The 25,696-nt window shown below is 37.6% G+C and carries 23 protein-coding genes; 11 read left to right on the plus strand and 12 right to left on the minus strand.

Annotated features, from left to right (window positions below; translation table 11 throughout):
- Positions 1–16 precede the first annotated feature (16 nt).
- Complete coding sequence (locus BC008_RS16935) at positions 17–1,651, minus strand: TM0106 family RecB-like putative nuclease (protein ID WP_058183705.1); 1,635 nt, start codon at positions 1,649–1,651, stop codon at positions 17–19.
- 151 nt (positions 1,652–1,802) lie between these two features.
- On the opposite strand from BC008_RS16935, the gene BC008_RS16940 reads away from it, so the two are divergent.
- The 8 genes from BC008_RS16940 to BC008_RS16970 all read left to right on the plus strand — a co-directional run bounded on the left by BC008_RS16940 (position 1,803) and on the right by BC008_RS16970 (position 9,129).
- Positions 1,803–3,011 (plus strand): aminotransferase class V-fold PLP-dependent enzyme, encoded by a 1,209-nt coding sequence (locus BC008_RS16940; RefSeq protein WP_082650568.1) that lies wholly within the window; start codon positions 1,803–1,805, stop codon positions 3,009–3,011.
- 79 nt (positions 3,012–3,090) lie between these two features.
- Complete coding sequence (locus BC008_RS16945) at positions 3,091–4,167, plus strand: hypothetical protein (RefSeq protein ID WP_027840174.1); 1,077 nt, start codon at positions 3,091–3,093, stop codon at positions 4,165–4,167.
- Positions 4,168–4,490: 323 nt separating this feature from the next.
- Positions 4,491–5,111, plus strand: a complete 621-nt coding sequence (locus tag BC008_RS16950; protein WP_235595884.1) for a hypothetical protein — start codon at positions 4,491–4,493, stop codon at positions 5,109–5,111.
- Entirely contained in the window at positions 5,108–5,524 is a 417-nt protein-coding gene (locus BC008_RS16955) for a hypothetical protein (protein WP_027840175.1), read from the plus strand. The genes BC008_RS16950 and BC008_RS16955 overlap by 4 nt, the downstream gene beginning before the upstream one ends.
- A gap of 597 nt (positions 5,525–6,121) precedes the next feature.
- On the plus strand, positions 6,122–6,535 hold the full coding sequence (locus BC008_RS16960) for a secondary thiamine-phosphate synthase enzyme YjbQ (RefSeq protein WP_027840176.1): 414 nt from the start codon (positions 6,122–6,124) through the stop codon (positions 6,533–6,535).
- 246 nt (positions 6,536–6,781) lie between these two features.
- A complete protein-coding gene (locus BC008_RS16965; protein ID WP_027840177.1) occupies positions 6,782–7,603 on the plus strand; it encodes a Nif3-like dinuclear metal center hexameric protein in 822 nt (273 codons plus the stop codon).
- A gap of 327 nt (positions 7,604–7,930) precedes the next feature.
- Positions 7,931–8,137 carry a hypothetical protein gene (locus BC008_RS51390; protein WP_072207730.1) on the plus strand — a complete coding sequence of 69 codons (207 nt, stop codon included), beginning with the start codon at positions 7,931–7,933 and terminating at the stop codon, positions 8,135–8,137.
- A gap of 683 nt (positions 8,138–8,820) precedes the next feature.
- Complete coding sequence (locus BC008_RS16970) at positions 8,821–9,129, plus strand: DUF6679 family protein (protein WP_027840178.1); 309 nt, start codon at positions 8,821–8,823, stop codon at positions 9,127–9,129.
- A gap of 203 nt (positions 9,130–9,332) precedes the next feature.
- On the opposite strand, the gene BC008_RS16975 is transcribed toward BC008_RS16970, so the two are convergent.
- The 10 genes from BC008_RS16975 to BC008_RS17015 form a co-directional block, all read right to left on the minus strand.
- On the minus strand, positions 9,333–11,006 hold the full coding sequence (locus BC008_RS16975; protein WP_036263670.1) for an MBL fold metallo-hydrolase: 1,674 nt from the start codon (positions 11,004–11,006) through the stop codon (positions 9,333–9,335).
- A 225-nt stretch (positions 11,007–11,231) separates the two neighbouring features.
- A complete protein-coding gene (locus BC008_RS52105) occupies positions 11,232–11,354 on the minus strand; it encodes a membrane protein (protein WP_036263672.1) in 123 nt (40 codons plus the stop codon).
- 646 nt (positions 11,355–12,000) lie between these two features.
- Complete coding sequence (locus tag BC008_RS16985; RefSeq protein WP_027840182.1) at positions 12,001–12,768, minus strand: MBL fold metallo-hydrolase; 768 nt, start codon at positions 12,766–12,768, stop codon at positions 12,001–12,003.
- Positions 12,769–12,771: 3 nt separating this feature from the next.
- On the minus strand, positions 12,772–13,371 hold the full coding sequence (locus tag BC008_RS16990) for an anthranilate synthase component II (protein WP_027840183.1): 600 nt from the start codon (positions 13,369–13,371) through the stop codon (positions 12,772–12,774).
- Between the two features lie 142 nt (positions 13,372–13,513).
- Positions 13,514–13,981 (minus strand): diacylglycerol kinase family protein, encoded by a 468-nt coding sequence (locus BC008_RS16995; protein ID WP_027840184.1) that lies wholly within the window; start codon positions 13,979–13,981, stop codon positions 13,514–13,516.
- A 219-nt stretch (positions 13,982–14,200) separates the two neighbouring features.
- The gene (gene ybeY, locus BC008_RS17000) at positions 14,201–14,728 is read right to left on the minus strand and encodes an rRNA maturation RNase YbeY (protein ID WP_027840185.1); all 528 of its coding nucleotides are present in this window, start codon (positions 14,726–14,728) and stop codon (positions 14,201–14,203) included.
- A gap of 67 nt (positions 14,729–14,795) precedes the next feature.
- Positions 14,796–14,951 carry a DUF3285 domain-containing protein gene (locus BC008_RS46535; protein WP_072207731.1) on the minus strand — a complete coding sequence of 52 codons (156 nt, stop codon included), beginning with the start codon at positions 14,949–14,951 and terminating at the stop codon, positions 14,796–14,798.
- Between the two features lie 302 nt (positions 14,952–15,253).
- Positions 15,254–16,376, minus strand: a protein-coding gene (gene prfB / locus BC008_RS17005; RefSeq protein WP_153009604.1) for a peptide chain release factor 2 whose coding sequence is annotated in 2 segments (ribosomal slippage) — positions 15,254–16,303 and positions 16,305–16,376 — 1,122 coding nt in all. Because the reading frame shifts where the segments join, the coding sequence is not laid out codon by codon here.
- 291 nt (positions 16,377–16,667) lie between these two features.
- Positions 16,668–17,597 (minus strand): PEP-CTERM sorting domain-containing protein, encoded by a 930-nt coding sequence (locus BC008_RS17010; RefSeq protein ID WP_027840187.1) that lies wholly within the window; start codon positions 17,595–17,597, stop codon positions 16,668–16,670.
- Positions 17,598–18,067: 470 nt separating this feature from the next.
- Positions 18,068–18,796: a Bax inhibitor-1/YccA family protein gene (locus tag BC008_RS17015; RefSeq protein WP_027840188.1), complete on the minus strand. Its 729-nt coding sequence runs from the start codon at positions 18,794–18,796 to the stop codon at positions 18,068–18,070.
- Between the two features lie 388 nt (positions 18,797–19,184).
- On the opposite strand from BC008_RS17015, the gene BC008_RS17020 reads away from it, so the two are divergent.
- On the plus strand, positions 19,185–19,976 hold the full coding sequence (locus BC008_RS17020; RefSeq protein WP_027840189.1) for an RNA polymerase sigma factor SigF: 792 nt from the start codon (positions 19,185–19,187) through the stop codon (positions 19,974–19,976).
- Positions 19,977–20,179: 203 nt separating this feature from the next.
- On the opposite strand, the gene bchD is transcribed toward BC008_RS17020, so the two are convergent.
- Complete coding sequence (gene bchD, locus BC008_RS17025; RefSeq protein WP_027840190.1) at positions 20,180–22,291, minus strand: magnesium chelatase ATPase subunit D; 2,112 nt, start codon at positions 22,289–22,291, stop codon at positions 20,180–20,182.
- Positions 22,292–23,213: 922 nt separating this feature from the next.
- Here bchD and rnc point away from each other — a divergent pair.
- The gene (gene rnc, locus BC008_RS17030) at positions 23,214–23,882 is read left to right on the plus strand and encodes a ribonuclease III (protein ID WP_027840191.1); all 669 of its coding nucleotides are present in this window, start codon (positions 23,214–23,216) and stop codon (positions 23,880–23,882) included.
- A 436-nt stretch (positions 23,883–24,318) separates the two neighbouring features.
- Positions 24,319–25,656 (plus strand): ArsB/NhaD family transporter, encoded by a 1,338-nt coding sequence (locus BC008_RS17035; protein WP_027840192.1) that lies wholly within the window; start codon positions 24,319–24,321, stop codon positions 25,654–25,656.
- Positions 25,657–25,696 lie beyond the last annotated feature (40 nt).

Raw genomic sequence — 25,696 nt, forward strand, 5'->3', positions numbered from 1 at the left:
TTTTGACTTGAGAATATTATTCCTGTTCTTTCTGAGTCGAAACAATACCCCAGGGATATTCTTTTTCTACAAATTCAACCAGCCAATTTTTAACGCTGTAAGTGGCACGACAATCATCTTCATTATAAATCTGGATAATGTCTAATAGATTTCTATCACCAGTTTTTAACCACTGGTCATACCAGTAAATACATTTAGCTCCACTAGCATCACTATTACGCCATTTAAATCCTAACCATTTTGCAATGGCTTTTAACGCATAACTTTCTACTGGTAGAGTGACACTTTGAGTTAGTTGTTCGTAAATATCTACAAATCGACTCAATATAGGTTTTACTATATTTTGGGGAGTGCGATAAATCTTTCCAAGACTTTTAACAGTATCAAACTCATAGACACAAAAATGATATATTGGCGCTTCCGGATACTGCCACATTAAATCCAAGAATTGCCGCCAAATTAATTTTTCATCTTTAGGTCTTTCTGCTAAGAAAGAGTGGAATTTTTCGGTATTTGTTTCTTTATTAACTACTAAAACACCTAAAAGATAATTTAAATTTAAATCTGGTTGAGCTTCAATGTCAAAATAAAGTTCTATAGGAGAACTACGGACAATATCTTCTGCAAAAATTTGGGATTTACGAGATAGTGATGAAGGCTTAGGAATAATTTTCTTAGGAGAACTAGCTTTGTAAGATTTATAAGGATTTATCTCAGTTGTGTTACTGGGAATTTTTAGCTTTGGAATTTGCGCACCTGTTGGATTAATTTTTGCCCGTAAGGTAAGTTGTGGCAATACAAAGGGACGATTTTCAATAAACGATTGGGCTTGTAGGACAATTTTGGCAGCGATCGCCCGATCGAAACCTGGTAAATCTTCTAGTAATTCAGGATTTGTAGCAGCCAGAGTTTCGGGACTTGTTATACCCAAATCTTGAAGTTGAGTGTAACGAATTGGAGTTACTCCCGGTAGTAATGAAAGGTGTTTCTGAGATTTTGCATCTGCGTAACAATTTCCATACCAGTGACACAAACTACATTTCTGCCGAGAAATAAACAGTTCTGGAGGATTTTGTAATTCCATAGCCTGGATGCATTCAAGCAGCTTTTCATGCATCAAGGGTATCCACTTAGTTAATTCAACTTGATACGCAGTATCTTTACCACGTAACAACAATAAAGCCGTTGGTGGCAAAATACCCTGTATTTGTGACAGTACATGGGCATGAAATGCAGCAAGAATTTGATATTCTTGTTTGGGTCTTTTGCCTAACTCAATACTAGCGGGCATATAAACCCAATCCCCAAAATGAGAATTTCCAGGTTGTTTGACAAGTAAATCTGGACAACTCAGGAGCAAATGCTTGTTATCATAATTAACTTGCAGTACTCCTTGATGAATACTTGCTACTCCCTGCCGCATTAATTCAACTGTTGCTGCTTTTCCTGCTTGAGTATCCCTACGCGGATAATCGGGTTGCTGAAAAATCCACTTTGCCAAAACCTTTTTTTTACGAAAATTTTTGTCCTGTTGCAATTTATGCAACAAGTCACTGACATTAGCCCTTTGATTGCGATCTTGATGTATATCTAGAAAAGGTCGGCGCTTGCAGCGTTGATATTGCAGCAGTAGTTCGGCATTTATTAACATTCCTTTAAGTTAACAAAATTTTGTACGAGTTTGATTAACACACATTACAGAACTTAATGTTGGAAAAAGTACACCTGTCAATACCTCTTATAACCTCAACAAAACATCAAATAATAGCCCGCAAGTAGCAGATATTCCAAAATAGCAATTTATGAAAACCATGTATTCTCCAAGACCGATTCAGCAGTTGTACAGCCATCGGCAACAATTTCCAGCATTAAACAATAAAACCTACTTTAATTATGGCGGTCAAGGTCCAATGCCTCAAATGGCAATTCAAGGAATTATCCAAGCTCAAACTAATATTCAGCAGCTTGGTCCTTTTGGTAGCCAAGTTAATGAGTGGATACAACAAGAAGTTGCAGCAACTGCAGCGACCGTTGCATCTGAGTTAAACGTAGCCAAGGAAACGATTACCCTAACGGAAAATGTGACATCGGGCTGTAATATTGCGATGTGGGGGATTAATTGGCGCTCTGGGGATAGTTTACTACTGTCAGACTGCGAACACCCTGGTATTATTGCCATAGCACAGGAAATATCCCGTAGATTTGATGTTGAAATAAGTATTTTTCCATTGATGTCAACTCTTAATGAAGGAGACCCTGTAGAAGTAATTGCTCAACATCTTCATCCCCGTACTCGCTTAGTTGTACTCAGTCATGTGCTTTGGAACACGGGACAAGTCCTATCAATGGACAAAATTACTGATGTTTGTAGAAGTAATTCCCAAGAAACGCAAATTCTGGTAGATGCAGCTCAGTCTGTGGGAATGTTACCTCTAAACCTGACTGAATTGGAAGTGGATTTTTACGCTTTTACTGGTCATAAATGGTTATGTGGACCTGGAGGAGTAGGTGGTTTATACGTTAAACCAGAAGTGCGGGATAATTTAAGACCTACTTTTATTGGTTGGCGGGGTGTAATTACTGATAATCAATGTCAGCCAATAGGGTTGCAACCAGATGGACGGCGCTATGAAATAGCAACATCAAACTATCCACTTTATCCTGGTTTAAAGGAGGCAATTCAAGTTCATCAAGAATGGGGAACATCTAAAGAAAGATACGAACAAATTTGTCGTAATAGCGAGTATCTTTGGTATAAATTAACAGAACTTGACAATGTAACGTGTTTGCGAAATTCACCACCTGAAAGCGGTCTAGTATCTTTTACTCTTGATACGAGTCAACCACAAGCAAGTCAAAAATTGGTAAATTACTTGGAATCTCAAGGTTTCCTAACTAGAACCATACTTGCTCCTGACTGCGTACGAGCTTGCGTGCACTACTTTACATTAGAATCAGAAATTGATTTATTAATTACGCAAATTCAAAAATTTCAAAGTATTTTGGGTTAATTGGAGGATTTGTGGTCTTGGAACCACCTCCCTCAATCCCTAATCCCTAATCCCTAATCCCCAATCCCCAACCCCAAAGATGAAAAGACCAATTTTATATATCGCAATGACCAATCATGGTTTTGGTCATGCAACGCGAACTGCAGCGATCGCTGCACAGATTCAAAAATTATGCCCCCAAGTATTGTTGATTATGGTGACTACAGCACCGAGGTGGTTGCTTGAATCCTACATTGAGGGAGATTTTATACATCGTCCCCGCGCTTACGATCTTGGTGTGGTGCAAACCGACAGCTTGAGAATGGATAAAGCAACAACTCTGAGCAAGTTAAAGGCTATAAAGCAAGACCAAAATTCGATTATTGCTTCGGAAGTAAACTTTATCCGTCAAAATCAGGTGCAACTAATTTTGGCTGATATTCCTTTTTTAGCTGCTGAAATTGCTCGTGTAGCGGGAATACCTTGCTGGATGAATAGTAATTTTGGCTGGGATTTTATCTATCGAGAGTGGGGTGGAGAGTTCATTGAAATTGCGGATTGGATTGCAGGTTGTTATGCAAAATGCGATCGCTTATTCCGTTTTCCTTTCCACGAGCCCATGTCCGCATTCCCTAGCATCACAGATGTCGGTTTACCCGGAGGCTCACCACATTTCAAAATTGATGAACTACGATCTAAGTGGGGGATCTGTTCGAGCGTTGATAAGACTGTTTTAATGACCTTCGGAGGATTAGGTTTGGAAGAAATACCTTACCATAACCTTAAACGATATCCTGACTGGCAATTTATCACCTTTGACCGAAATGCACCGGATATACCAAATTTATTACTAGTTAACGACCGCAAGTATCGTCCGGTAGATTTCATGCCTTTGTGCTCTCGTATAATTTCTAAACCCGGCTTTAGCACTTTTGCTGAAGCAACTAAGTCGGGAATACCCATTATCTCTGTTACTCGCGAAGGATTTGCTGAGGCTAAATTTTTACACGCAGGTATAGAAAATTATAACTACCATCAGTTGATAACACCACAAACATTCTTTGAAGGTAACTGGGATTTTCTTTCTGAACCACTGAAAGCACCAAAGTTTCCAGGAGCTATCCCCATTGACGGCAATGAAAAAATAGCTAGTGCTGTAGTAAATCATATTATCTAACTATTTTCTAGGTACAAGTCAATTATTGTTAAATTCGCAGTAAAAATTTATGTTTTGTCCAAGTTTACATAGAATTAAACTTATGTTTAGTTAACTAAGTGGATTATTTTCAAAGAAACTGATAAGTGAATAAAATAGAATTAATAAACAGAAATCTTAATATAGTTTTAGTTTATTTTTCTTAAAGTTTTGATGTTTGATGCATTAATGATGTCAAAATCAAGAAAACAAAAAGTTCAAGTTATCCTTGACATCCTTATTTTGGAAGTGGCATTGTTGCGATGATTACTCAGAATTAACCTCTATTAAAGAGATAATCAACAGTGGAGCAGCAAAGTGTAGACCCTCAGAAAACTACGATTCCCCCAGCGGCTATGGAAGCTATTCTTCAGCCACACAATCATAATGGGGCGGTTCCAATAACTGAAGAATCTCAAGTTCCAGAGCCTGAAGAATCTCCCATACAAGACCCTGTGACAGTTCGATTAGCGGCTCGGGATGTACGAACCGTTTTGGATAAGCAGAAGGAAGAACGTCAAATATTGCTTACCCAAATGAATATTCTGTTTGTTACTAACACCGCTGTACTTACGGTATTGGCAATTTCTAGACTTTTAACTATTTTTACTATTTTTAACGCAATTGAGGTATTGTTAGTTTTATTAAACTTTATTCTTTTGATTAATGCCCTATTACCCCGCAGATTCGTAATTACGCCTGTTCCAAATGATGATTTTCTTGAGCGTTATCTGCCACTATCAAATCAAGATTATGATTTACAGATGCTCGTGAACTTGGTAACGGCATATAATGCAAACAAGCAGACAATTGATGATATTTCTCAAACTTTGACTTATGCTGCTTATGTTACTTTAGGAGTTATTTTTGTCGCCGTATTACACTTGGGAACTGTTTACTTTATACCTGAGTTAAAAAGCCCATGAGTTCTGAGGAAGAAGATATGAGAACTTCTGAAAAACGCTTACCTTTACCCAAGCCAGACCCGGCAAATATTAAGGTATTAACGTCAAATCTACCAAAAAATCCAATCTTACCTTGGAATCAGTTTGATTCACCTTGGCTTGATGGTGAGGAAAGCGAAGCAGATGAATTAGAGACAAAACTTGAAGAAGAAACAAAACTTGAAGAAGAAGCAGATGCATTGAAAGAAGTCGACAAAAAAGAAGATGACCCTGATGAATCAGTAATTACCGAAAATATGCAGAGCAACTCATCATCAGGTAAACAGTCTAACCAGGACTTTAATGAAGAACAACCGCAAATCCAACCAGATACTGAGAATATACACCCAGATTCATCTGTGAATACCGATGAAGAGAATGGCAAAAATACTTAAAGCGGTTCACAATACAAGCCTAAATTCGCAATCAAAATTCGCAATCAATACTTCAGGAAAAATTTAGTTTTCTTGTAGGATCACTGACTTCTATAAACAATTTGTCACTACCCCAAACTTGCACTAACTCTCCTAAGTACAATTTAGAAGTTAAAGAAAGTTTAGTTAACAAAGTTTAGTTAATATTTCTTCTCTTTAATGAAGCTTTACGGCAATGAAGCTTTACGGCGAATTAATTATCCTTTGACAACAAGGAAATCATTAAGTTTGGCAAACTGACTCAGTTATCAAAGCACCTCTTTAAACCTGAAGTTAGTTTACTTAAGCCTGTTTATGCCTGCTTATTAAAATCTTTTTATATCCGCACTTTTCACATTTTGAATGGGAAAAACAAACGATAAACGTGATGCTATTTGCTAGCATATCACAAAAAGCTCTCAAGACTGTATCAAAACAAGTCAGATAAAAATAATTGGAACTGTTTGAAATGATTTGAATTGTTTAAATTATTTAAATGGTTGGAGTTTTGGATTCTAGTTTTTGTTTACTGACTCTTAAATTCTGATTTCCAAGTGCCAACTTCTGTTTCGTACAAAGATGACTAACTACCAAAAGCTGCTTAGAATCAACACCAACGGAAAATCGTTACGTAATATCACCTCGGAAATTGCAGCCATAGTTGCGGATTCAAAAGTGGATACTGGTCTTTGCACTTTATTTTTACGCCATACTTCAGCAAGTTTGATAATTCAAGAAAATGCGGATCCAGATGTACTGAAGGATTTAGCTGATTTTATGGCAAAAATTGTACCAGAATCTGCTTCCTATTTTCACTATACTGAAGGTCCAGATGATATGCCAGCCCACATCCGTACTGTTTTGACTCATACTTCAGAACACATTCCTATAAACCGAGGTCAACTGGTTTTAGGTACTTGGCAAGGAATTTACATCTGGGAGCACAGACAACAAAATCACTATCGAGAATTGGTCATCCATATTTCAGATTAGTTTTTTTAAGATTTATATGGTGACAAAACTTAACACTTCCTTGGCTAGAATCATTTAGTTCTGGGCATTCAAAAAGGAAGTGTTAAATATTTGGTGTAACTTATTATTTACCGGTTCAGGAAAGTTAAATTCTTGATTTCGTTAGAATTACCTTAAGATTAGAACCTCTTGAGTTAAAAGTTCTTGAGGTCAGTCAATGTTTTAGGGTTACTTTTTGTGTCTGAAAAATTATGAAAATCATAAATTATGAAAATCGTAGATTTGATCGATTGGTTTGAAAGTTGGGCAAACCCTGATTGGCAAGAGAGTTGGGATAATAGCGGTTGGCAAATTGAACCAGGAGTTTTACAAGAAGACGCGAAGGTTTTAATTTGTTTAACTCCCACCTTGGCTGTCATGGAAGAAGTTATTTCTCTTCGCAAACAAGGAATTGGGATAAATTTAATTTTTGCCCACCATCCGTTAATTTTTAATCCGCTAAAATCTTTACGCGGTGATGATGGCTGTATCGGTGAAATGGCGCAACTAGCCTTCAGCCACAAGGTAGGCATTTATACAGCACATACAAATTTCGATCAAGTGCAAGACGGTACTGCAGATGTTTTAGCTCAAATTTTGCAACTTCAAGAAGTTACACCTGTCATTCCTACACAACCGGGTTTAGGGTATGGTCGCGTAGGGAATTTTAGTTCGCTGATTACATTACAGCAATTTTTAGAAGTTATTCAAAATCGGCTGTGTCCTCCGAATTTAATTTTTTCTCCCCATGCTGACTTTCAGCAAAAAATTTCTAGAGTAGCAGTGTTAGGTGGTTCTGGAGCTAGCTTTATTGAAGCCGTTGCTAAAAGTGGCGCTCAAGCCTACCTTACCTCTGATTGTAAATTTCATCAGTTTCAAGAAAGTCGCGATCGCGGTTTAATTCTTATTGATGCTGGACATTACGCCACCGAACGTCCCAGTTGTAACCGCTTAGTCCAAAAATTTGACTCATTGAATCTTAGTTGGGTGAAGTTAAGCCAAAAAGATGAAGATTTTCGCCAATTCTTCCAAATTAGTACTCAATCGTGATTTACTCTAAAGCAATAAATGTAGATGAGGTTTTTGCCGTAAAAAACGTAAGTCTAAGTATCGAAATTACACGGTCAGTATTATATACCACTCAATAACTGCTGTTTCATTAAATCTTTATTAGGAGTATTATTTATATCAAGCTTAATGCTGAAAAAGTAACGCCATAAATTTGACAAGCTATTTCCCAAGATAAAATTCTAAATTTATTTTTTAATAAAGAGTGATTTATATCACTTGTCTTGTTGACCTATGTCAGTTGAAATAAGGCGAAAATCATTCACATTAAGTTAAGAGAAACCAACTGTAAAATATAATCACAGTCAAATGATTCGCGCACTTGTTGAATCTGCTTTTCAAACTGGATGTCTTAGCGTTGAGTCAGAAGGTCTTCTTCATCAGGTATTGGAGACCAGAAGCTATAGAACAGAGGATTTAGAAAAGATAAACTTACTCTGTAAGGCAGTGCACGAAGGTCGAATTAAACGCGAATCATCCTCAAAGTTGAGGATAGAGTTATCTCTTTATTGCTAAACTGACTTTATTGGTAACCTCAGTAAATTAATCTGTACTATTCCGTCAATATAGCTGATAGAGTAAAGAAAAACTCAATATACGCTTAAATTTTGGCCTTAGTATTAATGAATATCTTACTCAAGCAGATATTTCACTTAATCACATTGCACTCGGGACAGAAACCAAGCTTGAACTTCTGTACTAGTTTTAATTCTGTTATTTAGGATTTAGCGTTAATTATTGGGCGACTTTCAACATAGAATAAGCTAAGATTGGATACGTAGGGGTTGAATTCCAGCTAAGTCTCCTGTTTTTCTAGTTATGCCAATTATTAAGCACAGGCAATTTCAACAACAGCAAACTTTAGCTAAACTTGAGTATAATTTAATTCATAGTGTCGCCAATGACTCTCCAGCCAATACGAACCAAATTACTAGAAAGTTTAAATTATGGCATTACTCTCAAGTATATACTCCTTGAATCACCTCCAAAGGTAACAAATTTTAACTAGTGCTAAGAGCATATTTTTTGCCAATAAGTTTAGTCATACATTAAGATTGAAGAAACTTCTAAGTAAATCTTCTGGCTAATTTAGACGGCATAATTAAAAGTACGTTGCCCAGCTATTAGGGGTTACGTTCTATCAGGTTTAAAGCCTAAATGTTTACAAATTTAACCACATATAAAAAAGGAAGCAGTACATGCTACACCGCAAGATTTATCAACTTTGTTGCGATGGGCGGGAGGTATGTGTTTTCTTACGGGATCAGCAACGCTGGATTGAACGCGCCCGTATTATTGACATAGAGGGAGATTTAGTCACCCTACGCTATGAAACCGAAGAAGAAGACGAAATCTGTTCCTGGGAAGAGATGGTTCGTTTAGAAAGCATTGGTGCCATCAATCAAAAACTAGCTTCGGTACCACGCGGTAATGTCGAGCCACTTATGACAGAAGATTGTCCAGATGCAGAACGTATTCGCAATCGCCCAGAGTCCGATAGAGAATAAGCTATAAATATTTGTTCTGTGAATGCACTAGACAAAAATTAGCTAGCTTGATAGTCAAATTTGGCTCGCGAATTTACGACCGCTAACTTAGTACTCATGAACTTAGGTTTGCGAACTTAGGTTCACGTACTTAAATTTTAAATTTAAGTGGATAGAGTCAAGATTATAAAACGATCTAAATCTAGTAGCCAAAAACTAAAAGTTTAGGATTCAGCAGCATTGTTACTTGAACGTTCGTAAGCCGGACAATAACCCTCCAAAGTTACTTTAAAGTTGTACAAAGGGGAAGCGGGATTCCAGCACCGCTGTCCCCTTTGGTGTTTACAAGTTCCACAGCAATCTATATTCGGCCAAATAAATCGTTCGCTATTTTGGTTGATAAGTTCTTTTGGAGATAATCCTCGCAAAAGTAATTCTTCTCCTTGCCAGCGAGCTTCAACCAAGCCAGTATCAGCAAATTGACGCCATCGGGGATCTTTAGTAATTCCACTTGGGAGAGAAATTGTAATTGCTGATTCCCATTCCGATAGTTCTCCCTCATAATTTGTTTCTGGGGGCGCTGGTTGCAAAAATGTTTCACCGATAGGTAGTTCAACTAAAGTTCCAGGTCCAGGAGAATGTAAATGATATCGATTTTGTAGTTCTTCTAGACTAGTTAAATCTGCCAAGTAAGCGGCAGAGCCATGAACAAATATTACATGCTGTGGGCGCAAATTATGTATTAGCTGGGTAGTTCCTGGACCATCGCTATGTTCAGCAAGTAAATAAGTTTCAAGATTAATTGCTTCTGGGTTAGAATGGTTAATTTTTATATCTATTTTTTCTGGTACTAGAACCAACCAAGAATCATTATCATTTTGATAATATTTATTAAGTTCTGCGGTGGAGTCAGTCAGAACAATACAAGGAGATTTCGTTAGTATTGGTAATTGTTCTGGTTGCAAACGACGTACCCTTGGACGTACTCGTTCATCCCAAAATAAAGGTTGGTGGCGAGCAAAATTTTGCACGGATGCAGGAAAATGAGGCAAAAGTTCTAAGTAAGCATCACAACCTGCTGCAACAGCTCCATCAACCCAAATATCGAGATCGCGTCCAGTAAAATGATGATGACTGCGTAAAAGCATTAACAATTCTTGCCCTAAGCCTAGGGCTGGTGTTGGTAGTAATACGCAACAATCATCAGCAATGGCGCGATTAATTCTTTCGGCTAGTTGGTTTTCTTGGTTGCGCCGATGTTGGTGACGGGATGTGCCGTAAGTACCTTCAATAATCAATACATCCAGATTTAGTCCCCGCAATTCTTCCAAGCGCAAACCTTCTACCAAACGCGAATTAGATAAGAAAAAATCACCAGTGTAGAGAAGCCTGTAAGTTCGCTCCGGAGTTTTGTAAGTCAATAAAATAACTGTAGCTCCAGGCAAGTGTCCTGCAGGGAATAACTCAACAATCAGATTTTCTTTGAGTTCTGTTGGTGTTCGCAGTGGTAACGCTTGACAAAAATCTGGTATTTCCTCAGATTCGTGTTCCCAATTGAGGGGTAGTAATTTACTAGTTACTTCACTTGCACAGATGGGTAATTGGGGGAAACGTTGATGTAGCGCCAATAAACCTCTGGCATGATCAGCATGGGCGTGACTAGCAATCGCTACATCGACTGGTTGACTTGAATTACTTTGGAGAGAAAACTGTGGCAAATCATTGACTAATGGTGAAATGTCTGTCAAACCACAGTCAAGCAGAATCCGATACTTACCCATGCGTATCAGCAAACAGACTCCAGAATCATTCTGCTCGACACCATAGGGAAAAAATTCTAGTTCACTACATGATTCCCCCATTTCCGGTTGAGAAGATGCTGATATACGATCGCTCATGCTCTCTTAACCTCAAATTTTGTCGGAGTTAATCCGACAATTCGCCCCTATAACCACAATTGACAAAACCAAGTTCGCTGTTTGTCCGAGATGAACTGTTGCGAACCAGAAAATTTTCTTAGCCAAAAAAAATTTCTTGAAAAAGTCAAGGGCTAAGGGCTTTTGCTTAGGAGCTGTTTTAACTTTGAAAGTTTCGATTGCAAGAAACCTCAACTTGTACTTCTTTCAGTGAGCAGAACCATTACCGTCGTAATTATCGGAGTCGTAAAATCCATTTTTTGTGCCAAAGAACAGACACGCGACCGTAAAAATAACTGTTAAACCGACCAAAATTAGTTTTACATCCATTTTTTGTTGACCTCTACTAAAGATTTTTCCATCTTAATAGAGCATGGGAGCCAAGTGAGAAAACCCACTTAAAATTTTTATTATACTTACGGATTTTATAAACGAGTAAATGTTTGTACAATCAGTCAGATTGTAGAACTTTTCGGAAAAGCTGTCCATCCAATCAAATAAGAATATTTTCTAAACTTATTAAAAGCTAATAATTTTTATCGCAATTAGTTGAAATCTCAATATTTAGTAACTTAAGAAACAATTAAATATAATAAATATTTATTATGAGTATATTTACTTGTAATAAAAATGAGATTCGGTTGTTTTCGGTTCAAATTAAATCAAAGTTAATTCAGTGGCTACATAATCTCACAGGAGTCGGTTAATTAACCCCAACCATAACTTCTACACTGTTTGAGTGGAGGAGGGTCCACTTCAGTGAGAAAAATTTGGGTGGGGAGGAATAAATACGAGGAAAGGTGCAAATTTGATTAACCTTTGTTACAACATTCCTAAACTCAAATTAGCTGGATATTTGAAGTCTCAAATTTTAAAGCTTAAAGCTCAGAAGTTTTAAAACTAAAAAACTTGCAACTCAAAAACTTACAACTCAAAAACTTACAACTCAAAAACTTACAACTCAAAAACTTGTAACTTAAAACTTGTAACTTAAAACTTGGATTACTTTATCTTTCGGTAAGTTAGCAGAATTTACAGTAATCGTGTCACTATTGCTGCGACGAACTTCAACGCTATCCATAGTTGAAGTAAAATCGTCTAACGGTAAAAGACTGCAAGCACTGGTATCCGCAGCTTGAGTTCGATAATGAGTAGGAATAACTAGCTTGGGCTGGATTATTTCAATAGCTTGTTTTGCTTCAGCCGGACTATATGCTTTTGGACCACCCCCGACTGGAACTAATAATACATCTGTCCCAGCCATGAGGATTTTCTGTTCCGTTGAGATTGGAGCTGCAATTCCTCCGAGATGCAAAATTTTAATCCCTGCTTGCTCCCAACCCCAAGCAATATTTTCGCTAAATCTTCTACCATCGCGTTGGCGGTCGCTACTTAATCCTTGAAATTTAATATTTTTAAATTCGTAAACCCCAGGTAAATACATTAACTTGGGATTACCTGGTAAACCTTTCACTGCACCTTCATCACGCAATTGGGAACTAATTATTACTAAATCTGCTCTTTGTTTGGGGGAACGATAACCAGCGGTACAACCAACCAGGTCGAAGGGGTTGGAAAGAATCTCCACCCCACCACCAGAGAAGAAGAAACTAGTATGTCCCAACCATCGAATTGATAATGAACCACGAGATTGGGCATCAGCTTGCAATTGAGAACCCAAGTTAGCAACCAAAGTCGTTACCAATCCCGCTCCAGCGTAGCCAATCAACTTTCGTCGTTTCATTAATTATTCTCTCGACTGTAATTGTTTCAGAAAGTTTTGCAACAATTGCTTTCCTGAAATAGTCAGGACACTCTCTGGATGAAACTGGACGCCTTCAATGTGAGGATAGTTCCGGTGTCGCACTCCCATTATTGTTCCATCTTCTAGCCAAGCTGTAATTTCTAAAACTTCCGGACAAGTCTGACGTTCAATGACCAAACTATGATATCTGGTAGCAGTCATGGGGTCATCTAACTCTTGAAAAACTCCCACACCCGAATGCTTTACGGGTGAAGTTTTTCCATGCATTAGTTCCTTGGCAGAGACAATCTTACCACCGAAAGCCTGACCAATACTTTGATGACCTAAACAAACTCCCAGAATCGGGATGCTGGGTCCTAGTTCCTCTATCAAATTTAAAGAAATACCCGCATTTTCCGGACGACCTGGTCCAGGAGAAATAACTATCCCATCGGGATTCATTTCCCGAACTTGCTCGAGGGATATTTTATCGTTACGAAAAACTTTAATTTCCGATGCAACGGGGAAATCTACTGCTAACTCTCCCAAGTATTGCACCAAATTATAAGTAAAACTATCGTAATTATCTATTACTATAATCAAAAACAATGACTCCTGATTTTTATTCCATATCAGATTTTGCCTGATTTTTGGTTGACTTAATCTCTATCAGTGTCATTTTGATATGAGTATATCTAATTTATTTAAATTCTATATGGGTAGAGAATCTCAATCTTGGCTCAATTCAAGCAAAAGTATGAGCGTATGCAATTATCAACTTTGTCAGCGGTGGAAGAATCAGAATTGATGCTACAAATATAGCAACAAAAGCTGAAATTAGTACTGCACCTGCTGCACAATCTTTAGCAATCTTTGCTAAATCGTGGTAAGTTTGCTTGACCGTTAGATCTACCAAAGATTCAAGAGCAGTATTTAAAAGCTCTAAAGTTAAAACTAAACCACTAGTAATACCAATCACTGCCACTTCAATTGCTTCGAGCCGTAAAAAAATACTCAATCCAAGTGCAAGTACGCAGACAGAGACATGAATACGAAAATTACGTTGTGTTTTGAATGCGTAACTAATACCAGCCCATGCATACCTAAAACTAGTAAATAAGTTACTAGCCACTTTCCATGAGTACTTCCTTTCTTGCGTCACAATCGGTTCTAAATGTTTTGGTGTTGCTGGTGAAGATACTTGCTGGGACATATATTATCAAATGTGGAAACTATAAGAAGTAATGAAATAAAAATGCATTTGTTCTAAACGTGCTAAGAGCAGTTGTTCGCATTTTGCTTTTTAAGTAACCCTGATATAGTTTTCTACAAGAGTGAATCTAATTTTTCAGTAATTAATTTTTTGCTAAATCTGATTTTGATTGTTAAATCATTATAAACTTGTAGTATTGATTTCTTAGAAAATAAGTAATTATACGCTAATAGAAATATTTACTGTCTTCAGTAATATTACTTGTTGGTTTAGCATTTCTATCAAACTCTCTTCATCAGGATGATCCCAACCTAGAAGGTGAAGTAAACCATGGGAAGCCAACCATGCGAGTTCGGTTTTTAAGCTATGATCCTGCTGTTTTGCTTGTTTACTGGCTGTGACAACAGAAATAACAATATCTCCAAGATATAGAGGTATTTCTTCAGGTATTTGCACTGATTGGGGTATATCTGTATCCAAGCTTGCAAAAGCTAAAACATCTGTGGGTCTATCTAGCTGCCTATATTCATAATTTAGCTTCTGAATCTCCGTATCATCTGTTAGGCGCAATCCAATTTCATAACTTGGAACTTTGGGTATATCTGGCTGTAAAACATTCAGCCAACCACGAAACCAACTCTCCCAAGTTTGGCTGGTAATTCGGTTACTGCGATCGCCAAATTCGAGATTTGGAAGAGAAGTTTGCTCGGAATAAAAATTGTCTTGTATGTAAATTTCAGCTTGCAAAGCTATAAATATCCTTAACTGACTTAGACAACTGTAAGTGAAGTTAGCTAAACAGCTCCTTGCTCCTTTATCGAGTTAGATAAGCAAGACCAACTAAAACAGTCAATAATCCTATTGTAGTCAAGGCGAAGTGCTTTAAAGAGGTCAGACGTTTTTGCACCATGTTTCGCATTGCGAGTTTTACGTAAGAGGGTTGTTTTTCCTCGGAAGAAGAATTATTCATAGTTGTTATTAAATCCGAAAACCTTACTTCAATGTAACAGTTTGTTGAGTACTTTAATGTTCTTGTGGGAATAATTATCAATTCTGAGTTTAGAATTCTAAACTCAGAATCCTTCGGTCAGAATTGTGGGACTTAGGGAGTATAAAGTAATTTGAGAATTTGACTTCAAAAGATTCAGTTCCAGAAACTTAACCCAAAAGTTTAATCCGAAAAGTTTAATCAATCCAAGAAGTTTAATTCAAGAAGTTTGATTCAAAACGATTGGACTCACCCACCAAATCGAATCCCGAACCTCATGCTTATTAGTTAGAGGTACTCTCTACAAGTTGATTTTCCTGTCTTAAATAAGCTTGGATAAACGAATCGAGTTCGCCATTCATGACATCATTAATAGCGGTTGTTTCCACCTCTGTACGCAAATCTTTAACCATCTGGTAAGGGTGAAACACGTAGTTACGGATTTGGTTGCCCCAACTTGCTTCCACCATATCGCCACGAATTTCTGCGATTTCCTGAGCGCGCTGCTCTTGGGCTATGACTAATAATTTAGCTTTGAGACGGGTAAGAGCTTTTTCTTTATTTTGCAGTTGAGAGCGCTCTTCTGTACAACGGACAGCGATCCCCGTGGGTAAATGAACTACCCTGACAGCAGTTTCTACTTTGTTAACGTTTTGTCCACCTTTACCACCAGATCTAGATGTGCTAATTTCTAAATCTTTTTCTGGAATTTCTAACTCAACAGAATCGTCTAATTGGGGCATGACTTCCACCCCTGCAAAACTAGTTTGTCGTTTACCGTTAGCATTAAACGGCGAAATTCTTACTAGGCGATGGGTTCCAGTTTCTGAACGTAAGTAGCCATAGGCATAACGCCCAGTAATTTCTAAAGTCGCTGATTTTATACCAGCTTCATCACCCTTGGACTCTTCTGTCAAAGTGACCTTATAGCCATAATTTTCTGCCCAACGGACATACATGCGTAGTAACATTTCTGCCCAGTCTTGGGCATCAGTACCACCAGCTCCAGCAGTAATTGTAAGCACTGCTCCACTACTATCGTAAGTTCCAGAGAGTAACTGCAGTAATTCCCACTGGTCTAACTCGCGGTTGAGTTTACTAAGAGTAGATTCTGCTTCTTCAAGTAATGCTGCGTCGGCATCAAGCTCTAAAAGCTCTAAAACCGCCTTACTGTCCTCCAAACCTAATTCCCAGTCTTTATACTGTTGAAGATTCGCTTTGAGGTCATTTAATTCTTGGAGTATTTTTTGGGCTTGACTTTGATTGTCCCAAAAGTCATGTTGTGCTGCGGTTTGTTCTAAGTCTTGAATCTTAGCGGTTAATGCGGGAATGTCAAAGATACTCCTGGGTTTTACCCAGGCGACCAGACAACATTTCGACTTCGCGTTTAAGTTCCAGAGCGTCCATAGTGATTACTAAGTTGCTTATGCAAGAATATTATTGCTTTAATTCTATTAGTTCAAAAATAAAAAAAAACTGCAAGCATACTCTTGCAGATTGTAATTATACAATTCAAATTTATTTCAGATGAATGTGAAATATTAGAAAATATTAATTGTTTATGTCGATGAATTCTTATTGCTGATTGTTTTTGAGAGGATAAGATAAATCAATTTTTGTACATTTTTAAGAATTTGAAGCAAGGTATTATTGCTCAGTTGCACAAGCGGAGAAAGGTGTATTGGCAAATTTTAGAGGTTAACTATTCGCAGTTTGGCGTTTACGTAAAGAACTAGCTCCAAATATTCCAAATACAGCCAAACCTAATATTGTTGTGGGCTCTGGTACAGACTGAGTATTGGGATCCAATGAAATTCGTTTTGTGCTTAGTTCAGCATAATCAAAAGTTAAGTACGGTTCATCAGGAGCAATTATCTTAGTTTTCAGGAGCCCACTGTAACCATTAGCAGTAGCACTAAATACTTCATCAAAGTCCAGTTCGACAAAGGCTGATTGAATCCAGCCATCTTGACCTTTTCTATTTTTTTGTTTTGTTAGCTGTCTCTCAAAATAGCTTCCATCTGCTTTCCAAAATCCAACTTTGGCATCTTTCACATCGTAATCGCCAAAGAGGAGATTAAAGTAGACAGGGGAATCTTTAACTACATTATTTTTATCTACGAAAAAGTCAAAATCAAATCCTGGAAGAGGAATCTTACTGGTTTTTTGATCTCCGTTTATATTCTGAAATTTATAATCTTTTTTAGAAAAACCTTTTTCAGAAAAATTAGCTTTTTTCCCTGACTTTTTAATGAAACTGGTTGACAGAGAAATATCAGTAAATATGGAACCAGTGCTTCCATTATCAATAAATCCCTTAGTTTGGACAGCAGTATTTAATTTTTCTGCCGCGCTACGATTATCAAAGTCATCTCCTTTGTAAGTTGCTAATTTTCCGTCTTTATTAAGATCCGGAATAAAATCTCCTACTCCCAATACGCCCTTACCATCAACGTTAGCAGCGTTACCGTTCGCTGCGGCGTAACCTGAACCGTCTCCATAACCCAAACCGTCATGATCGCCGATACGAATGTAGTTAAAACCAGCAGCTTGTGCAGAAGAAGCAAAAGCTCCTAAAGTGGCTAACATTGTGGCTGATACGAATAATACTTTATTCCAAGCTTTCATGAAAACGTTTCCCTGAGAATCGATGTCCTCAATTTATTCATTAGTTTCACCCTTCGACAAGGGGATCCAATTAAGTTTCGTCTTAAAAATAAATATTGCGGATAATTACATATTTGGCATTAGAGAAGATGTGTTTAGTAAGACACATAAATTAGCTGATTTATAAACAATAAATATCAACAATTTCAATGTTTTTACGGAATTATAATTAAATACATAAATTAAATTTTCACAATACAAAAAGAATTTAAAGATTCAAAATCATAGGATTTAAAATCATAGAATCTAAAAATCGTGGTGCTTACAAATGCGAGCACCACGATTAATGTACTAAGACCAGATTCAGCTTGAAGATTTGATTGTGAACTGTTGAGTTTTACCTACAAAATATTGGTCTTGGTGTAGTTGGGGTTTATTTAATTAATATTGCTTTATTTGGTTTTAGCGTTGTAATTTGACTAACTACTTCACTAGTCCCGACTATTGATAGCAATCAGCAAACGCAAGATGAAGATAAATAGATTTATGTAGGTTAAGTACATCGATAATGCTGCGCTTAAGTATCGGTCGTCGCTATAAGTACGTGGTAATACGAAGAAATCTACCACGGCTGCACCAGCAAACAGAAGTACACCAATACCGGAAATACTAATTTCTAACCAGCCAGGAGTATAAATACCAAAGAGGCTCAAAACTAACTGAAGCCCCAAAACAATAACTAGAGCAATTATTCCCAGACTAACTGTCTTCGATAGCGCAATACCATCTTCCTCGGAAAGGTTAGAACCAATTTGACGAGCAAAAACAAAAGTTATACCACAGCCAAGAGCAGCAAAGCCCACACCTGCGATTCCAACTCCTTGGGTTCTTAAAGCTAAAAATACAATACCGCTCAGAGTATAGCCCGACAACAAACTGTAAGCAGCAAGCAAAGGAAGAGCTACTGCATTATTAGCTTTTTCAGCAACATTGCGGGCGACAAAGAAGAGAATGATTTCTACAATGAATGCGCCAATAAAAGTTGGGAAGAACAACTCAGGGTTGTTTTGGATGATGTTAATTCCACCGTAGGTTCCCAAGGCTGTTAATAGAAGTCCACCACCTACGAAAGGTAGAGCGTTTGCAATGACATTTGGACCCACAAGAGCTTGTGTTTTGGCATTGCGGATGGCATCCCGGAAATTACTTGTATTACTCATATATCAAAAAATAAATCCAATCAAATTTTATCGTTTTTACCATTTTGACGCACAGACAATACTTCCAACCATGGTGCTAATAAGCATGTTTACAGGCTTATTCTTTAATAAAAGTTATTTTAATAATAGAAAACAAAAACAATATTACGTATAAATACTGAGCCGTGGAGTGAGACCCCTCGCAATTTCCGTGAAAGGACGAATGGTCTGCAAAACCTTTCACAAGGAAAATAATTACAGCTTTAATACTGAGTTGCATTCTTAAAGCTAACGATCAAGTTGACTCACAAAGCATAAAACGCTGAATTCTCAATCTGGATGCAACTAAGTATAAAAATGATTGATTAAGTTCCTTTCCCAAAAGAGAAGTTATTACAAGGGTATTTATATGGTAGCTACTCAGTCCTCTATGAGGTACGATAGTATGGAACTAATGCGTATGTACTATCAAAATCCTTCGATCAAATTGCGCAATAAGCTTGTACAACTACATACTGGTTTAGTACGAAAGATGGCTCATAAGTTTAGCCATCAGTGTAATGAACCTTATGAAGATTTAGAGCAAATCGGTTATTTTGGTTTGATTCGTGCAATTGAACGCTTCGACCCATCTCAAGGTTATGCTTTTAGTTCTTTTGCCGTACCTTATATTCGGGGTGAGATGCTCCACTTCCTGCGCGATCGCAGTACTTTATTAAAGATACCCAGACGATGGCAAGAACTCTACAATGAGGGGCAAAAAATTCGTAAGGAATTAGCTGCAGATTTGGGTAGACCTCCAAAAGATGCTGAAATTGCTAAATTATTGAAGGTTTCGTTACAAGAATGGCAAGAAACTAAGTTGGCTGCACAAAACAGAATGCCATTAAGTTTAGATGCAACAGTAGTTCATTATGTTGATTGTCAAGTAACTTTGGGTGAAGCACTCCCCTGTCAACGTAGTAGTTCTCACCAACAATTAGAAGAAGAAAGACAGCAGCTTCGAGGGGCAATCGATATGTTAGAAGAAAAACCCCGAATGGCAGTTGAATTAGTATTTTTAAAAGAACTTTCTCGGAAGGATGCAGCTAAGACCATTGGAACTTCACCAATGACAGTAACGCGGTATTTACAAAAAGGCATTCAGGATTTAGTTTCTTTCATGCAACCACAAACTGTTTCTGCAGGAACTTCTGCTTGACTATCTACTTGATTTATATTGTACGTGCTAATTTCTGGAATAAACACCTTCCAAACGCTACAGCAATCTTCAGAAATATCTTTATCTATTTGTTTTAATTTGGTTTAGTGATCGGTAATAGGTAATTGTTACGCATCTGTACTGCTTACGCAGTAGGTGATAATGAAAAAATCAATTAACCATTAACTATTGAGCAGGACTATTTACCGAGACTTAATATCTGCTATTGCACCTTTAGTCATCGCAGCAATTGCTTTATCGGTGGCTTTTGGCAAATGGTAATATTTGCCGCTTGCTGTTTGTGCTAATTCTTTGGCAAAGCCTGTGGAGACAAATTTACTTTCAGTATCAATTACTAGTAGTTGAATCCTAGCAGCGCGTATCTTTGCCGCAATATCCAATAATTCGCCTTTAATGTCTGGTTTTTGTCCTGGTTCTTGGGGTTCCCCTAAAGAACGTGACAAGGAAATATTACCCCGCCCGTCAGTAATCGCTACAACTACAACTTGCCCAATATCGCCACTCATTCTAGCATTCAAACCAACACGTACGGCTTGGGTTAAACCATGGGCTAAGGGCGAACCACCACCACAGGGTAAAGTTTCCAAACGCGATCGCGCTAGAGCTATAGAACGAGTAGGTGGTAGTAAAACTTCAGCTTCTTCGCCTCGAAAAGGAATCAATGCTACTTGGTCGCGGTTTTGATAGGCTTCTGTAAGTAGTTGCATGACCGCACCTTTTGCCGATTGCATGCGGTTTAGTGCCATTGAACCGGAAGCATCAACAACAAATACCACTAATGCACCAGCTTTACGCACTAAGCGTTTAGAGCGCATATCTGCTTGTTCGACAATTACTTTTCTTCCGGGATATCTAGCTCTTCGCGCTTTTTGGTAGGGAGCTGCGGCTCGTAATGTCGCATCTACAGCTATTCGGCGAACTTTACCCTGGGGTAACATCGGCTTGATATAACGCCCTCTGTCATCGGAAAAAATTTGGCTGCGAGTGCCTGATTTCCCTTGTCTTTGCGACATTTGAGCAAAATACAGTACGCTGGGATCGAGAATTACACCCTCAGGGTCAAATACAAATTCTTCAGGGATACTTGGTGGTTCCTGTTCTCGTTGTTCTTCGTTTTCTTGTTGATCTTCGGGTTCTTCTGGTTCTTCTTCCGATTGATTTTGGTCTTCGGGTTCTTCCTGGTCCTGTGGTGGGGGAGGAGGTGGTGGGGGCTGTTGGTCTGGTGGTGTCTCCACCGTAGTTGCTCGAGGAACTATGACTAATTCTACTGCCCGTCGCAAATCTTCAGCATTAACTTGGTTGCGTCCTTCCAAGGCTGCAGCTGCTTTGGCGACGCGTACAGCAAATAGCTCTGCACGATGTCCTTGAACGTTACCGCGAATAGCTTCATTTACCAGATAATTAATTTGATCGTGGCTGATCGTAACTTCTTTGAGCCATTCCCTTGCTAAAATAATTTGAGTTTTGAGGGCGTCAATGTCTTCGCTGTATTGTTGTAAAAATTCTTTGGGCGATCGGGAATAGTTAATTGCTTGTTCTACGGCTTGGACTCTTTGATCTAAACCTAAGACACCATCAGCACTCAAGGTAATAGCTATTCGATCAAGTAAGTGTTCCCGCAGGGCTCCTTCTTCGGGGTTATAAGTCGCAATGAACAGGGATTTGCAAGGATGCTGAAAACTAATTCCTTCCCGTTCAATTTGATTGCGCCCTGTTGATAAGACGGTTAGTAATTGGTTGCTGATTTGATCGTCTAAAAGATTGATCTCATCTACGTATAAAACTCCTCGGTTAGCTGTGGCGAGTAAACCGGGCTGAAAAACTGTTTGTCCTTGTTGAACTGATTTTTCTACATCTACAGATCCTAAAAGTCGATCTTCTGTAACTCCTAGGGGAATTTGAACAAAAGGTGATGGAATAATTTCAGTTTTTACCCCATCTGTGTTCTCATTAACTGTTTCTGGCGAGACAGCCTCCTGAGTAGTCGCTGGGTTAACCCCCTCCTGACCTGCTCCGAGGGAGGAAGTGTTTTTTAATAGTTCATCATCCCATTCTTCAGGGTGTTGGGGGTCGCAATTACTAATAGAGCCTGCAACAACTTCTATGGGCGGTAGGAGAGCGTGAATCGCCCGTGCCATAATCGATTTTGCTGTACCCCGACGACCTGCGATCGCAATTCCTCCCAAACCAGGATCTACTGCGGCTAAAAGCAAGGCTAATTTAATTGCTTCTTGACCGACTACGGCTGTCAGGGGAAAAGCGATATTTGAAGGGCTAACACTGGGGGCGGGCATAGTTCTCATCATTACCGATCTAGCTTTTTAGCATACCAAAACTTGCCGCAGTTGAGGCAAGAACTTAGATGTTGCAATTATCTACTGTTTTATCTTTCGGCACGAGAATGCGATAGTCTACTATTCTGCGCTGATGCTAAAAGCACCCGATTGTTTTTTTCTTTTATCAAAACACCGTTCGCGTAGCGCGTCCCAATAGCCCATTCCTCTTATAGTGTGGGGAGCGTTAAGTCATCCAAATCCCTGGAATGAGGTTTATGTTTGAAATCAAATTCAATCAAAAATAATTACAAAGATTTTTAATTGCTTTCCAATCTAAATAATTCAAGGTCTAATACTTCAAAGCGTAATATTTTAAATTCTAATATTTTAAATTCTAATATTTTAAATTCTAATATTTCAAAGCTTAATCTTTCAATTTTCTATAATTAGATACTCACTTGTCCGGGAGAGTCTTTTTTTTACAGAAAAGTAAAATTAAGAAAAGTCATTGCATATGACAATCTTAGCGGCTAGCGGTTAGCGGAGCATACTTTAGGTACTGCACAAAACGCCGATTTCATGGGGTGCTAACCACCACGCTATGATAGGAGATTTTATTTCTCCCAATGCCTATTTTTAAAGGTTTACCGAAAGGGAAGCATCCCAAATATATAAATTAAATTTATCTGGTGTGAAGTTACTGAAATTTATCAGTTGTAAATTTACTGGGTGTAGTTTACTTGTAAATTTATGGGGATAATACTTTATTTCACTTGATTGTGCATGGTTGAATAATCCAACTTGCGCTAATTTTTTGGACAAAAAAAATTTTTTTTTGCAAAAATTGGGATGCGCCCTGTTTCAAGTCTAATTAATTTCTATTTCTTCTATTTCTTCTTTCTTGATTAACAGAGACATCCGTATTCGAAAAAGCATGAAAATGCATCAAATTCTTAAGTTTAAAGATCGAACACTTCTACTCAATGCACTAACACATCGTTCCTATCTTCACGAGCATCCACAGTCTGGCGAGCATAACGAACGTTTAGAGTTTCTTGGCGATGCATTGTTAAATTTTTTAAGTGGTGAGTATCTTTATCAAAGATATCCAGAAAAAGGGGAAGATGAGTTAACCCGTAGACGTTCCGCACTTGTAGACGAACAACAATTGGCAAATTTTGCCCTTGAAGTAGGTTTGAATTTAAAAATACGTTTGGGTAAGGGAGCAAAACGTGAGGGAGGTTCTCAAAATCCTAAGTTGCTTAGTAGTGCTTTTGAAGCTTTAATCGCAGCTTACTACCTCGATAAAAATTGTGATATTGAAGCTGTACGTGCAGTTATCGAACCTTTATTTAACTCAGTTCCTGAAAGAACTTTTACATTACGCTCCAATGTGGATGCAAAAAATCGGTTTCAAGAATGGGTACAAAAAAATATTACTCCCTCTCCTCCCAAATATGACACTGTCCCTATTGGAGGTTCTTGTCATGCTCCAGAATTTCTTGCCAAAGTATTAGTGGGTAATAAAGTCTATGGAGAAGGTAGGGGACGCAATAAACGGGATGCAGAGAAAGCTGCGGCGGAAAACGCACTTGCAAGGTTGAAATAATAGTGAGTGAATGATAATTCACAAAAACACGGGTCATGCAAAAACATTGATTACTTTAATTCCATGGATTTTGTTTGTAGTGAGTTATGGCGTGATGATAAAGGTGACCTAAAAATATATTTTCTCGTATAGCTAACACACCCTACGAATAATATTTTTGTAATTAGTTTTGCTCGTGTTTTTGTGTATTAATTTACAGATTAATAATCTTCATTGAGATATAGGTTTACTCTAATAAATCTACCTTTTATTAGATTTAATTTTAATTCACAAGATATCTGAATTCTTTACCACACAAGCATTCCAATAATAATTATTTTTATATTATTAGAACTTTTTTAATGATTTGAAATAATAACAATGTATTGTCTAGATTTTTTTTCGCTAGCATGCGAAGAATCGTCGAGTCAATATTAATTAACTCTGGGAGTTGCTTGTGGAAAATTGGCAAGCCGTTGTGAGTGTGCTTACCCTTGTAGCGATAGTTGTGGTATTCACAACAGAATGGTTTGATATTACAATTGCTACTTTTTTAGGAGCACTATTTTTAATTTTTACTAATGTCATATCACTGCGGGAAGCTATAGATTATATAGCCAGAAGTGATGATACCCTCGCATTATTATTTGGGTTTATGGTATTAGTACGAGCTTGGGAACAAACTGGAATATTTGAGTATTTAGCTACAAAAATATTTCTATTTACTAAGGGAGAAGGTAAACGTTTACTACTAACTATTGTTGGAATTACTTCTCTGACTTCAGTTTTTTTACCTAATGCGATCGCAGTAATTATTTTGGCTCCTTTGATGCCAGAATTAGCCCGTCAATTAACGGTTAATTTAGCGCCGTTGCTAATTTTGCTGGTATTAGTTGCAAATAGTGCTGGATTACTAACTATTTTTGCTGATCGGGCAACTTTTATTGTTGCTGATGGGATAAATCTCAATTTTACAGATTATTTATGGCAAGTTGGTTTAGGAGGCTTATTTGCTGTTGGAACAATTACAGTAATGTTGCCATTTTTATGGAAAAAGATTTGGAAAACTAGAATTGAAGATTTTGACCGGCAAAGATTACCCCAAATCCATGCTCGTAATTTTTTAAATTCCAGTGGATTAATTATTTTGGGAATTGGAATATTTTTTATTTTTACCCAATTACTAAATTATGATGTCTCACCGACAATTTATGTTTTATTTACAGCTGCTTTAGTTGTACTTTCATCTCACCAAAATCGGATGAATTTAGTCAATAGTATATTTCAAGATATTGATTGGAGTATCTTGATATTTTTTGTAAGTATTTTTGTCGTCGTCGGTGGATTAGAAAAAGCTGGTGTAGTCAATGGTTTATCTAGAATAATAGCCGCTATTTTTGGCACAAATATTATATTTGGCTTACTAATTTTATTATTTTGTTCTGGAATTATATCGACTGTAATTCCCAGCCTTCCTTTGGTTGTGGCGATGTTACCATTACTCAAAGAATATATCGTGAGTGTGGGGCTCGCAAATTCAAGTTTTCTTTCATCTAATTTTCAAGGACAATTATCTGTTGAGGCTTTACTGCTATTTTATGCAATGCTATTTGGCGTCACTTTAGGGGGTAACGGTACCGCAGTCGGTGGAATTAGTAATGTTATTGCAGTAAATTATTCTGAAAGACAAGGAAATCGAATTTCGTTTAAAAATTTCCTTCATTATGGTATTCCAGTGATGTTATTACAGTTGGTGGCAATAGCATTATATTTGCTGGTTAGGTTTATTATTTGATACTTTGTCTTTTAGCAGTTTTGTAACTTTATGTTTAGAA

Source organism: Mastigocoleus testarum BC008 (genome assembly GCF_001456025.1).
Lineage (GTDB): Bacteria > Cyanobacteriota > Cyanobacteriia > Cyanobacteriales > Nostocaceae > Mastigocoleus > Mastigocoleus testarum.